This window comes from Actinomycetes bacterium, from assembly GCA_035506535.1.
Lineage (GTDB): Bacteria > Actinomycetota > Actinomycetes > DATJPE01 > DATJPE01 > DATJPE01.
On record DATJPE010000093.1, the window covers coordinates 46767 to 59431 of the forward strand.

Annotated in this window: 12 protein-coding genes and 1 pseudogene; 4 read left to right on the forward strand and 9 right to left on the reverse strand. The window is 72.0% G+C overall.

Features of this window, described 5'->3' with window-relative positions; all coding sequences use genetic code 11:
* Positions 1–19 precede the first annotated feature (19 nt).
* Both fabI and VMI11_14625 read right to left on the reverse strand, forming a co-directional pair.
* Positions 20–787, reverse strand: coding sequence for an enoyl-ACP reductase FabI (gene fabI / locus VMI11_14620; protein HTY73631.1), 768 nt, complete (start codon positions 785–787; stop codon positions 20–22).
* A gap of 48 nt (positions 788–835) precedes the next feature.
* Entirely contained in the window at positions 836–1540 is a 705-nt protein-coding gene (locus VMI11_14625; protein ID HTY73632.1) for a beta-ketoacyl-ACP reductase, read from the reverse strand.
* A gap of 57 nt (positions 1541–1597) precedes the next feature.
* Between VMI11_14625 and VMI11_14630 the strand changes: the two genes are divergently transcribed.
* From VMI11_14630 to VMI11_14645, 4 genes and pseudogenes are all read left to right on the forward strand, one after another.
* Positions 1598–3115: a TldD/PmbA family protein gene (locus tag VMI11_14630; GenBank protein ID HTY73633.1), complete on the forward strand. Its 1518-nt coding sequence runs from the start codon at positions 1598–1600 to the stop codon at positions 3113–3115.
* Positions 3112–4503: a metallopeptidase TldD-related protein gene (locus VMI11_14635; GenBank protein HTY73634.1), complete on the forward strand. Its 1392-nt coding sequence runs from the start codon at positions 3112–3114 to the stop codon at positions 4501–4503. The genes VMI11_14630 and VMI11_14635 overlap by 4 nt, the downstream gene beginning before the upstream one ends.
* A gap of 65 nt (positions 4504–4568) precedes the next feature.
* A complete protein-coding gene (locus tag VMI11_14640; protein ID HTY73635.1) occupies positions 4569–4934 on the forward strand; it encodes a DUF3099 domain-containing protein in 366 nt (121 codons plus the stop codon).
* 127 nt (positions 4935–5061) lie between these two features.
* Positions 5062–5739: pseudogene (locus VMI11_14645) on the forward strand (SURF1 family protein).
* A gap of 79 nt (positions 5740–5818) precedes the next feature.
* On the opposite strand, the gene VMI11_14650 reads toward VMI11_14645, so the two are convergent.
* The 7 genes from VMI11_14650 to sufC form a co-directional block, all read right to left on the reverse strand.
* The gene (locus VMI11_14650; protein HTY73636.1) at positions 5819–7726 is read right to left on the reverse strand and encodes an ABC transporter ATP-binding protein; all 1908 of its coding nucleotides are present in this window, start codon (positions 7724–7726) and stop codon (positions 5819–5821) included.
* Between the two features lie 142 nt (positions 7727–7868).
* Positions 7869–8081: a helix-turn-helix domain-containing protein gene (locus VMI11_14655; protein HTY73637.1), complete on the reverse strand. Its 213-nt coding sequence runs from the start codon at positions 8079–8081 to the stop codon at positions 7869–7871.
* A 91-nt stretch (positions 8082–8172) separates the two neighbouring features.
* Complete coding sequence (locus VMI11_14660) at positions 8173–9771, reverse strand: ABC-F family ATP-binding cassette domain-containing protein (protein HTY73638.1); 1599 nt, start codon at positions 9769–9771, stop codon at positions 8173–8175.
* 81 nt (positions 9772–9852) lie between these two features.
* Complete coding sequence (locus VMI11_14665; protein ID HTY73639.1) at positions 9853–10179, reverse strand: metal-sulfur cluster assembly factor; 327 nt, start codon at positions 10177–10179, stop codon at positions 9853–9855.
* Positions 10176–10619, reverse strand: a complete 444-nt coding sequence (locus VMI11_14670) for an SUF system NifU family Fe-S cluster assembly protein (protein HTY73640.1) — start codon at positions 10617–10619, stop codon at positions 10176–10178. Before VMI11_14670 ends, VMI11_14665 begins: the two co-directional genes overlap by 4 nt.
* On the reverse strand, positions 10616–11908 hold the full coding sequence (locus VMI11_14675; protein HTY73641.1) for a cysteine desulfurase: 1293 nt from the start codon (positions 11906–11908) through the stop codon (positions 10616–10618). Before VMI11_14675 ends, VMI11_14670 begins: the two co-directional genes overlap by 4 nt.
* Complete coding sequence (gene sufC, locus VMI11_14680) at positions 11905–12663, reverse strand: Fe-S cluster assembly ATPase SufC (protein HTY73642.1); 759 nt, start codon at positions 12661–12663, stop codon at positions 11905–11907. The genes VMI11_14675 and sufC overlap by 4 nt, the downstream gene beginning before the upstream one ends.
* Positions 12664–12665: the final 2 nt, after the last annotated feature.

Sequence of the window (12665 nt, forward strand, 5' to 3'; positions counted from 1 at the left end):
GGAGCGTGCGCGGGCGTCGTCAGGCGCCGATGGCATGCACGCCGCCGTCGACGTGGACGATCTCGCCGGTGGTGCGCGGGAACCAGTCGGAGAGCAGGGCCACGCAGGCCCGCGCGGCCGGCTCCGGGTCGGCGAGGTCCCAGCCGAGGGGGGCCCGCTCAGACCACACCTGCTCGAAGGACTCGAAGCCGGGGATCGACTTCGCCGCCATGGTGCGGATCGGCCCGGCCGCGACGAGGTTCACCCGGACCCCGGCTGGTCCGAGATCACGGGCGAGGTAGCGGGCGGTGGACTCGAGAGCAGCCTTCGCGACGCCCATCCAGTCATATGTCGGCCACGCGACCGTGGCGTCGAAGTCCAGCCCCACGACCGACAGGCCGCCGGATCCGGCGAGGGGCAGCACCGCGGTGGTGAGGGACTTCAGCGAGTACGCCGACACGTGGACCGCCGTGGCCACGTCGTCCCACGGGGTGTGCAGGAAGTTGCCGCCGAGCGCGGAGGTGGGCGCGAAGGCGATGGCGTGCAGGACCCCGTCGAGGGAGTCGACGTGCTCCCGGACCCGGTCGGAGAGCGAGGAGAGGTGCTCGTCGTCGGTGACGTCGAGCTCGACGACCGGTGGCGGGCTGGGCAGCCGTTGGGCGATCCGCTGTACCAGCGAGAGCCGACCGTAGCCGGTGAGCACGACGGTGGCCCCCTCCTCCTGGGCCAGCCGGGCCACGGAGAAGGCGATCGAGGCGTCGGTGAGCACGCCGGTGACGAGCAGCCGCTTTCCGTCGAGCAGTCCCATCCCTGTCCTCTCCCTCGCTGGCCGGTACGCGCCTGTGCCGTCCGGCGGTCAGTGGCCCATGCCGAGCCCGCCGTCGACCGGGATCACCGCGCCGGTGACGTACGCGGCGCCGTCGCCGGCGAGGAAGGCCACGACGGCCCCGACCTCCTCGGGCGCCGCGTAACGCCCCAGCGGGACCTGGGCGAGGATCTCCTTGCGCCGCTCCTCGGTGAGCTCGGCGGTCATCGCGGTGTCGACGAAGCCCGGCGCGACGACGTTCGCCGTGATGCCCCTCGACCCGAGCTCGCGGGCGAGGGTGCGGGCGAAGCCGACCAGCCCGGCCTTGGACGCCGCGTAGTTCGCCTGCCCGGCGGAGCCGGTGAGGCCGACGACGGAGGAGATGAAGATGAGTCGACCGTAGCGCGCGCGCAGCATGGACCGGGCGGCCCGCTTCGCCACGCGGAACGACCCGACGAGGTTGGTCTCCAGGACCGCGTCGAAGTCCTCCTCGGACATGCGCAGCAGCAGGGTGTCCCGCGTGATGCCGGCGTTGGCGACGAGGATCTCGACCGGACCGAGGTCGGCCTCGATCGCGTCGAAGGCCGCGTCGACGGAGGCGCCGTCGGTCACGTCGCAGGCGAAGCACCGCAGGTCCGCGGGGCCGTCCCCCGAGCGCGAGGTGACGGCCACCCGGTGCCCGTCTGCCGCGAGCGCCCGGGCGACTGCCAGCCCGATCCCCCGGTTCCCGCCGGTGACCAGCGCTACCCGTCCCACGCCTCCGCCCTCCGCTTCGTCCGGGCCCTGACGCTAGCGCCTCGATAGGGTCCTCGGGTGCCCACCTCACCACGCCGCGTCGACGAGGCATTCCTGGCCCTGCCGCTGGGCGCCCTCACGGACGCCGCCCTCCAACGAGCCCGTGACCTCGGCGTCGAGCACGCCGACATCCGCGTCGAGCAGTCCCGCGGTCAGTCGGTGCGGCTGCACGACGGCCGGCTGGAGGGGCTCAACGACGCCGACGACGTCGGCCTCGGCGTGCGCGTCGTGCACGACGGCGCCTGGGGGTTCGCGGCCACCGGGGAGCTGACCCCTGCGGCGGCCGCGCGAGCCGCCGAGCAAGCCGTGCGGCTCGCGGAGGTGAGCCGCCCCCTGTCCACGGAGCGCGTGCGGCTGGCCGCCGAGCCGGTGCACGCGGACGGCGTGCACGTCTCCTCCTACGAGGTCGATCCCTTCGACGTCCCGGACGCGGACAAGGTCGCGCTGCTGGCCGACTTCAGCGAGCGGGTCCTCGGCAAGGACGGCGTCGCCCACGTCGACGCGAGCGTGTACAGCGTGAAGGAGATCAAGCACTACGCCGACACGGCCGGCACGGTGACCACCCAGCAGCGGGTCCGGCTCAACCCGGACCTGCTCGCGGTCACCGTGGACAAGGAGTCCGGCGCCTTCGAGACGATGTCGGCGACGGCCCCGCCGGTCGGTCGTGGGTGGGAGTACATGACCGGGACCGGGTGGGACTGGGACGAGGAGCTCGAGCAGCTCCCGGGGCTGCTGCGGGAGAAGCTCTCGGCGCCGAGCATCGAGCCGGGGACCTACGACCTCGTCATCGACCCCACCAACCTGTGGCTGACGATCCACGAGTCGGTCGGGCACGCGACCGAGCTGGACCGCGCGCTCGGCTACGAGGCCAACTACGCCGGGACCTCCTTCGCGACCTGGGACAAGCTGGGGACCCTGCAGTACGGCTCCGAGCTGATGCACGTCACCGGCGATCGGGTCGTGGAGCACGGCCTCGCGAGCGTCGGATGGGACGACGACGGTGTGGCCGGGCAGCAGTGGGACCTGGTCCGCGACGGTGTCCTGGTGGGCTACCAGCTGGACCGGTCGATGGCCGCCCTCAAGGGCTTCGAGCGCTCCAACGGCTGCGCCTACGCCGACTCCGCGGGTCACGTGCCCATCCAGCGGATGGCCAACGTGTCCCTGCAGCCAGCGGCCGACGGCCCGTCGACCGAGACGCTGATCGCCGGGGTCGAGCACGGGCTGTTCATCGTCGGCAACAAGTCCTGGTCGATCGACATGCAGCGCTACAACTTCCAGTTCACCGGGCAGCGCTTCTTCCGCATCGAGTCGGGGCGGCTGACCGGCCAGGTCAAGGACGTCGCCTACCAGGCGACCACGACCGACTTCTGGGGGTCGCTGGTGGCCCTGGGCGGGCCGCAGACGTACCTGCTGTGCGGTGCCTTCAACTGCGGCAAGGCGCAACCGGGACAGGTGGCAGCGGTCAGCCACGGCTCGCCGTCAGCGGTCTTCGCCGGCGTGAAGATCCTCAACACCGTTCAGGAGGCGGGCCGGTGAGCGCACCCACCCCCCAGGAGGTCGCCGAACGCGCGCTCGAGGCGTGCACCGCCGACGGCTGCGTCGTGCGCGTCGACGAGACCAGCGAGGCCAACCTGCGGTGGGCCGGCAACACGCTGACCACCAACGGGCTGATGCGCAGCCGCTCGCTCACCGTGGTCGCGACGGTCGGCTCCGCCGAGGGCACCGCCGCTGGCGTGGTCTCCACCAGCCACGTCGACGCCGATCAGGTGGTCGAGGTCGTGCGCCGGGCCGAGCGGGCCGCCCGCGAGTCCGGCCCGATGGAGGACGCCCAGCCGTTGGTCAGCGACGTCCCGGCGAGCCCGGACTTCGCCGAGCCGGCACCGGAGACGTCGACCGACGTCTTCGCGGCCTTCGCCGAGCAGCTCGGCGAGTCGCTGCGCTCGGCCCGGGCCGAGGGTCGGGAGCTGTTCGGCTTCGCCGAGCACGACCTCACGACGACCTACCTGGCGAGCTCGGCCGGCCTGCGGCTGCGGCACGTCCAGCCCACGGGCAAGGTGGAGATCACCGGCAAGTCCCACGAGCGCACCCGCTCGACGTGGGTCGGCGTCGGGACGCGCGACTTCACCGACGTCGACGTCGCGGGCCTGGACGCCGAGATCCGGCGCCGGCTGGGGTGGTTCGAACGCCGCATCGAGCTCGACGCGGGTCGCTACGACACGATCCTGCCTCCCGGCGCCATGGCGGACCTGATGATCTATGCCTACTGGTCGGCCGCGGCACGCGACGCCGACGACGGGCGTACGGTCTTCAGCCGGCCCGGCGGGGGAACCCGGGTCGGGGAGCGGCTCGCCTCGCGCCGGCTGACCATGCTCTCCGACCCGGCCCGCCCGGGCATCCAGTGCCGGCCGTTCGTCGCCGACATGGCGTCCTCGTCGGCTTCCTCGGTGTTCGACGCCGGGCTGCCGCTGGGACCTACCGAGTGGGTCCGGGACGGAGAGCTGCGCGCGCTGCTGCAGACCCGACACTCCGCGCAGCAGACCGGCCTCCCGGTGACTCCGGCCGTGGACAACCTCGTGCTCGAGGACGCCGACGGCACCGGCTCGGTGGACGACCTCGTCGCGACGACGGATCGGGGCCTGCTGCTGACCTGCCTGTGGTACATCCGCGAGGTGGACCCGCAGACCCTGCTGCTGACCGGCCTGACGCGCGACGGGGTCCACCTCGTCGAGCACGGCGAGGTGGTGGGGACGGTGACCAACTTCCGCTTCAACGAAAGCCCGATCGACCTGCTGGGCCGCGTCGAGGCGGCGAGCGCCTCCTCGCGCTGCCTGGCGCGGGAGTGGAGCGACTACTTCACCCGCACGCAGATGCCGGCCGTTCGGGTGGGCGGGTTCAACATGTCCAGCGTCAGCCAGGCGAGCTGAGCGCGGCGGAACTTCGCACCGAGCTCCGGGGAGCCGAACCCGGCGAATCGTCGTACCGTGGTGCGGTGCCGCCAGAAGCCCTCCCGCCCGGGAGCCGAGGACGGCCCGACCGCCCACCCCGGCCGGGGACCGAGCCGGTCTACCGGATCACCGGAGTCCGCCGCTCCCATTTCGAGGAGACCCACCAGCGGATGGTCCGCTACCTGATCTCGATGGGGATCCGGACGGCCTGCTTCGTCCTCGCCGTCTTCGTCGAGGGCCCGATCCGCTGGGTCCTGGTCGCGGCCGCGGTGGTGCTCCCCTATGTGTCGGTGGTGTTCGCGAACGCCGGTCGCGAGCGCACCGGCACCCCCCTGCCGGAGGTCTTCCTGCGCCCGGACCGACCCCAGATCGAGACCCCGACGACACCCGGCCAGGACTCTGGACGTTGACATCGATCCATGTAATGATGAGCGCGCGCTGCGGTCCCCCGGTTGCGGCGCACTTGAGATGCCGGACGGCTTCCCCCGTGGCCGTCCGGCATCTCGCTTTCTACGGCGGCGTACCGTCGTTGGCGACATGCGTGCCTTCCTCGGACTCTTCCGGCGCCCTTCGTGGGTGGTGTTCACCCTGTGCGTCGTGCTGGCCAGCGTCGCCTTCTACGAGCTGGGCGTCTGGCAGCTGCACCGACGGACGCACCAGAACCGGGTGGACGCGCAGCTGCGCGCCTCCCAGGAGCTGCCTCCCGTGCCGGCCGCCCAGCTGCTCGCGCCGGGTGAGCGCCCCACCGGCAAGGTGCTCTGGCGCCGGGTCAGCGCGACGGGCACCTACGACGCGGCCCACCAGCTCCTCGTGCGCAACCGGGTCCTGGAGGGCGACAACGGCTACGAGGTGATCGTGCCGCTGCGGACGACGACGGGAGTGGATCTGCTCGTCGACCGGGGCTGGATCCCCTCCGGGCCGACCGCGCGGGCGCCGTCCTCGATCCCCTCCGTCCCGGCGGGGACGGTGAGCGTGGTCGGCCGGATCAGGCCGCCGGAGCACCCGGCCGACGAGGCGGGGGTCCCAGCCGGCCAGATCCAGCGCATCGTGCCGGCGGAGATGGCCCAGCTGACCGGGCGACCGACGTACGGCGGGTTCGTCAACCTCGTGAGCGAGTCCCCGCCGGCCGCGAACGCGCCGACTCCCCTGCTGACGCCGGACCAGGAGGACCCCGGGGGCTGGTGGAAGCCCCCGCACCTGGCCTACGCGATCCAGTGGTTCATGTTCGTGGGGCTCGCCGTCGGGGGCTGGGTGATCCTCGGCCGCCGGGAGGTGGCGATGGCGCGAGCCGCGGCTACGCCGTCAGCGACCGGGGCGGGCTCGTCGCCGATGCCGCGTCTCCCTGCGGAGCGAACTGGGTCCGGTACAGGTCGGCGTACGCGCCGTTCGCGCGAAGCAGCTCCTCGTGACGACCCCGCTCCGCGACCCGGCCGTCGCTGACGAGCAGGATGACGTCGGCGTCGCGGACGGTGGACAGCCGGTGCGCGATGACCAGTGAGGTGCGGCCCTCGAGCGCTCGGGACAGGGCCTCCTGGACGGCGACCTCGGACTCGCTGTCGAGGTGGGCGGTGGCCTCGTCGAGGACGACCACCGAGGGGGCCTTGAGCAGCAGCCGGGCGATCGCCAGGCGCTGCTTCTCCCCGCCCGAGAGCCGATAGCCGCGATCGCCCACCACGGTGTCCAGGCCGTCCGGGAGGGAGCGGACCAGGTCCCAGATCTGGGCGTCCCGGCAGGCGGCCTCGAGCTGGTGGTCGTCGGCATCCGGGCGGGCGTACAGCAGGTTGGCGCGGATGGTCTCGTGGAACATGTGCGCGTCCTGGGTGACCACGCCGACGACGTCGCGCAGCGAGGCGAGGGTGACGTCTCGGACGTCGTGCCCGCCGACGCGGACCGAGCCGGCCGTGGCGTCGTACAGCCGCGCGACGAGGGAGGTGATCGTGGTCTTGCCGGCTCCGGACGGACCCACGAGGGCGACCATCTGCCCCGGTTCGATGCGGAAGCTGACGTCGTCGAGCACCCGCTGGTTGGGGGCGTGCTCGAGGGCCGTCACCGTCTCCAGCGACGCGAGCGAGACCTCCTCGGCCTGCGGGTAGCGGAAGCCGACGTTCACGAACTCCACGGCGGTCGGCCCCGGCCGCAGCACTGCCGCGTCTGGCTTCTCCGTGATCATCGGCGGCAGGTCGAGGACCTCGAAGACCCGGTCGAAGGACACCAGGGCGGTCATGATGTCGACCCGCACGTTGGAGAGAGCCGTGAGCGGCCCGTAGAGTCGGCCGAGCAGCCCGGCGAGCGCCACCAGAGTCCCGGTCGTGAGGGTCCCGGCGATGACCAGCAGGCCGCCCGCGCCGTAGACCAGCGCCGTCGCGAGCGACGCGACGAGGGTCAGCGCCGTGAAGAAGACCCGGTTGGACATCGCGATCCGTACGCCGATGTCGCGCACCCGTCCCGCCTTGGCCGAGAACGCCTGGTCCTCGTCCTCGGGGCGGCCGAAGAGCTTGGCCAGCAGGGCGCCCGAGACGTTGAACCGCTCGGTCATCATCGTGCTCATCTCGGCGTTGGTCTGCATCGACTGCCGGGTGAGGCCCTGCAGGGTGCGACCGACCCGGCGGGCCGGGATGAGGAAGACCGGCAGCATCAGCAGCGACGCGAGGGTGATCTGCCAGGACAACGCGAACATCGCGGCAGCCACGAAGACGAGGCTGACGACATTGGAGACGACGCCGGACAGAGTCGAGGTGAACGCCTGCTGCGCCCCGATGACGTCGTTGTTGAGCCGTGAGATCAGCGCTCCCGTCTGGGTGCGCGTGAAGAACGCGAGCGGCATGCGCTGCACGTGACCGAAGACCTCGGTCCGCATGTCGTAGATCAGGCCCTCGCCGATGCGCGCGGAGAACCAGCGCATCACCAGGCCGATGAGGGAGTCGACGACGGCGATGACGGCGACGAGCAGTGACAAGCGGATGACGAGGGACCGGTCGCCGTTCGCCACCCCGTTGTCGATGATCGAGCGGAACAGCAACGGGGCCGCCACCACCAGCATGGCGTCGACGACGACGAGGACCAGGAAGGTGGCGATCGAGCGCCAGTAGGGCCGCGCGTAGCCGGAGACCCGGCGAACCGTGCCGGGCGGGAGCTGCTTGTCCGTGACCGAGGGGTCCCGGCGGAAGGAGTGCAGCGTCGCCCACGGGTGGCCGGAACTCACCAGTTCATCTCCTCCTCGCGGCCCCGGTGGGCCAGTTGCCCACAACGCCGGGGCGCGAGCCGGTGTTCCCGGCGACGTCAGGGACCGCTCAGTCAGGACCGGCCTCGGTCAGGGACCGGCTCCCCCGCCGACCGGCTACCGGCTACTTCTTCGACCGGCTGCGCGTGGCGCCGCCGCGTCCTCGAAGCGTCGCCCCGGACTCGCTCAGGATCCGGTGCACGAAGCCGTACGAGCGTCCCGTCTCCGCGGCGAGCTCACGGATGCTGGCGCCGGACTCATAGCGCTTGCGCAGGTCGGCCGCAAGCTTGGTGCGATCGCCGCCCGTCACCCTGCGGCCCTTGGTCAGGTCGGCCACGATGCCTCCTCCTCACAGCCTCTCGAGACGCCGACGGCGGCCCTCTCCGTCCATGATCACCCTACTCGCCAGGCGTCGCTAGTCACTCCGCTCAGGCGAGAGCGACCAGGTCGGTGTAGTCGGCGCTCCAGTGGTCCTCCACTCCGTCCGGAAGGAGCAGCACGCGCTCCGGCTGGAGCGCCTCGACGGCCCCCTCGTCGTGGGTGACGAGGACCACGGCACCGGAGTACGAGCGCAGCGCGTGCAGGACCTCCTCGCGGCTGGCGGGATCCAGGTTGTTGGTCGGTTCGTCCAGGAGCAGCACGTTGGCGCTGGAGACCACGAGCATGGCCAGGGCGAGCCGGGTCTTCTCCCCGCCCGAGAGCACTCCAGCGGGCTTGTCGACGTCGTCGCCGGAGAACAGGAAGGACCCGAGGACCCGTCGTGCCTCCAGCGCGGACAGCTCAGGCGCCGCGGAGAGCATGTTCTCCAGCACGCTACGGGCGGTATCGAGGGTCTCGTGCTCCTGCGCGTAGTAGCCGAGCCGCAGTCCGTGGCCCGGCTCGACCTCCCCCGTGTCCGCCGGTTCCAGCCCGGACAGCAGCCGAAGCAGCGTCGTCTTGCCGGCCCCGTTGAGGCCGAGGACGACGACGCGCGACCCCCGGTCGACGGCCAGGTCCACGTCCGTGAAGATCTCGAGGGAACCGTAGGACTTCGACAGGCCGGTGGCGCGCAGCGGCGTACGCCCGCAGGGGGCGGGCGACGGGAAGCGCAGCTTCGCCACCCGGTCCGCTCGCCGGACCTCCGCGAGGCCGCCGAGGAGTCGCTCGGCCCGGCGCTCCATGTTCTGCGCCGCCTTGGCCTTGGTCGCCTTCGCCCGCATGCGGTCGGCCTGCGCCTTGAGCTGGGCGGCCTGCTTCTCGGCGTTGCTCCGCTCCCTGCGGCGGCGTCGCTCGTCGGTCTCGCGCTGCTCGAGGTAGGCGGTCCAGCCCACGTTGTAGACGTCCAGCTCGGCCCGGTTGGCATCGAGGTGGAACACTCGGTTGACCGTCGCCTCGACGATCGCGACGTCGTGGGAGATCACCACGATCCCGCCCTTGTGGCCGCGGAGGAACTCGCGCAGCCACGCGATGGAGTCCGCGTCGAGATGGTTGGTCGGCTCGTCGAGCAGCAGGGTCTCGGCGCCGCTGAAGAGGATCCGCGCGAGCTCGACCCTCCGGCGCTGACCGCCCGACAGCGTGCCCAGGCGCTGCTCCAGCACCCGTTCCGGGAGGCCGACACTCGCGGCGATGGACGCCGCCTCCGCCTCGGCGGCGTACCCGCCGCGGGTGGTGAACTCCTCCTGCAGGCGGGCGTAGCGGCGCATGGCCTGGTCGCGGGTCGCCTCGTCGGCACTCGCCATCCGCCCCTCGGCGTCGCGCAGCTGGCGGGTCACCAGGTCGAGGTCGCGAGCGCCGAGGATCCGGTCCCTCGCGAGCACCTCGAGGTCCCCGGTCCGGGGGTCCTGCGGCAGATAGCCCACCTCCCCGGAGCGGGTCACGGTCCCGGCGGCCGGCTGAGTCTCACCCGCCAGGGCCCGCATGAGCGTGGTCTTGCCGGCTCCGTTGCGCCCGACCAGGCCGACGCGGTCGCCTGGTGCGACCCGAAAGCTCGCCTGCTCCAGCAGGATGCGGGCCCCGGCGCGCAGCTCGACCCCGACGGCGGTGATCACGGGGCGACCTTCGCGGGTGAGAGGGGTGAAGGGGGGTGGGCGCGGTTCGGCACGCCCAGTGTAGGCCGGGCGGTCAGCCGCTCAGACGTTGAAGCCGAGGGCGCGCAGCTGTTCGCGGCCCTCGTCGGTGATCTTGTCGGGTCCCCACGGCGGCATCCAGACCCAGTTGATACGCACCCCGTCCACGAGCCCGTCCAGCGCGGCGCTGGTCTGGTCCTCGATGACGTCGGTGAGCGGGCACGCCGCGGACGTCAGGGTCATGTCCAGCACGGCGACGTTGTTCTGGTCGATGGTGATCCCATAGACGAGGCCCAGGTCGACGACGTTGATGCCGAGCTCGGGATCGACGACGTCGCGCATCGCCTCCGTGACGTCCTCGACGGTGCTCGCACCGGTGCCCGCGGTCATGACAGTGCCTCCCGTCCAGCGGCGCGCAGCGCCGCGTCCCTGAACGCCATCCAGCCGAGCAGCGCACACTTGACGCGCGCGGGGAACTTCGCAACGCCGGAGAAGGCGACGGCGTCGTCCAGCCGGTCCTCGTCCGCCGCGACCGTGCCGTGCATGAGCCCGAGGAACTCCTCCTGGACGGCGAGGGCGTCCTCGAGCTGGCGCCCCCGGAGCAGCTCACTCATCACCGACTCGCTCGCCTGGCTGATCGAGCAGCCCTCGCCCTCGTAGGAGACGTCCTCGACCACCCCGTCGGCCAGTCGTACCCGGACCGTCACCTCATCGCCGCAGGTGGGGTTCACGTGGTGCGCCTCGGCGTCGTATGGCTCCCGCAGCCCACGGTGTCGGGGGTGGCGGTAGTGGTCGAGGATGATCTCCTGGTACATCGCCTCGAGGCTCACGGGGCGACCCCGAAGAAGCGCTGGGCGGCCCGGACCCCGTCGGCCAGCGCCACGACCTCCTCCGCCGTCGTGTAGAGGTAGAACGTCGCGCGGGTCGTGGCGGCGATGCCGAAGCGGCGCATCAGCGGCCACGCGCAGTGGTGCCCGACGCGGACCTCGACGCCGAGGGAGTCCAGCACCTGCCCGACGTCGTGCGGGTGGATGCCATCGACGGTGAAGGACACCGCTCCCCCACGGTCGACGGTGTCGGTAGGGCCCACGACGCGGACACCGGGGATCTCGGCCAGGAGCGCGAGGGCCAGCTCGGTGAGCGCGTGCTCGTGCGCGGCCACCGCATCCATGCCGACGACTGCGAGGTAGTCCGCGGCCGCGCCCAGCCCGATCGCCTGAGCGATGTTGGGGACGCCGGCCTCGAAGCGCTGCGGCGGGTCGGCGTACGTGGTCCCCTCCATGGTGACCACCTTGATCATCGACCCACCGGTGAGGAACGGCGGGAGCACGCGCAGCAGCTCGGAGCGCCCCCACAGCACGCCGACCCCGGTCGGGCCGAGCATCTTGTGCCCGGAGAACACCAGGAAGTCGGCCCCGGTCGAGCCTACGTCCACCGCCTGGTGCGGCACCGACTGGCAGGCGTCGAGCACCACGAGCGCGCCGACGTCGTGCGCACGCCGGGTGAGCGCGGCCAACGGGTTCACCGTGCCGAGCACGTTCGACTGGTGGGTGAGCGCGACCACCTTGGTCCGCTCGGTGACGACCCCGTCGAGGTCGGAGAGGTCGAGGCGGCCCTCGTCGGTGACGCCGAACCAGCGCAGGGTGGCGCCGGTCCTGCGGCAGAGCTCCTGCCACGGGACCAGGTTGGCGTGGTGCTCCATCTCGGTCACGACGACCTCGTCCCCGGGACCGACCCGGAACCGGGCCGCCTCGTCGCCGGCGGTGGCGGCGTTGCTCATGGCATAGGCGAGCAGGTTGATGCCCTCGGTGGCGTTCTTGGTGAACACCACCTCCTCGGGTCGGGCACCGATGAAGGCCGCGATGCGCGAGCGCGCCGACTCGTAGAGGTCGGTCGCCTCCTCGGCCAGCTGGTGGGCGCCACGGTGCACGGCGGCGTTGTGCCGGGTGTAGTAGTCCCGCTCGGCATCCAGGACCTGGACGGGCTTCTGCGACGTCGCCCCGGAGTCGAGGTAGACCAGCCGGTGCCCGTCGCGCACGGTGCGGGACAGGATCGGGAAGTCGGCCCGGATCCGCTCGACGTCGAGCGGCGAGGCCAGGGTGAGGGCGCCGGTCGTCACGATGCGGTCGCCGCGTACCGCTCGTAGCCCTCGGTCTCCAGCCGCTCCGCGAGCTCGGGACCGCCCTCCTCGACGATGCGACCGTCCACGAACACGTGCACGTGGTCTGGGCGCACGTAGCGCAGGATCCGCGTGTAGTGCGTGATGAGCAGGGTGCCCACCTCGCCGGTCGCGCGCACGCGGTTGATGCCCTCGGACACGATGCGCAGCGCGTCCACGTCGAGTCCCGAGTCGGTCTCGTCGAGGATCGCGATCGCCGGCCGGAGCAGCTCCAGCTGCAGGATCTCGTGCCGCTTCTTCTCCCCGCCCGAGAAGCCCTCGTTGACGTTGCGCTCGGCGAAAGCGGGGTCCATGGCCAGCGCGTCCATCGCGCTGCGGACCTCCTTGACCCAGGTCCGCAGCTTGGGGGGCTCCCCGCGGATCGCGGTCGCGGCCGTGCGCAGGAAGTTGGAGACCGTGACGCCCGGGACCTCGACGGGGTACTGCATCGCGAGGAAGATGCCAGCCCGGGCGCGCTCGTCGACCCTCATCGCCAGGACGTCGGCGCCGTCCAGGGTCACGCTGCCCGAGGTCACCGTGTACTTCGGGTGCCCGGCCAGGGAGTACGCGAGGGTCGACTTGCCCGACCCGTTGGGTCCCATGATGGCGTGCGTCTCACCGGCACGGACGGTGAGGTCGACGCCCCGGAGGATCTCCCGCGGCTCGGCGTCCGCGGTCACGGAGACGTGGAGGTCGCGGATCTCGAGGGTGGCCATGG

Coding starts and splice junctions, on each gene's coding strand:
- fabI (HTY73631.1), bottom strand. CDS start 787: ATGGGACTGCTCGACGGAAAGCGGCTGCTCGTCACCGGCGTGCTCACC.
- sufC (HTY73642.1), bottom strand. CDS start 12,663: ATGGCCACCCTCGAGATCCGCGACCTCCACGTCTCCGTGACCGCGGAC.
- VMI11_14665 (HTY73639.1), bottom strand. CDS start 10,179: ATGACCGCGGGCACCGGTGCGAGCACCGTCGAGGACGTCACGGAGGCG.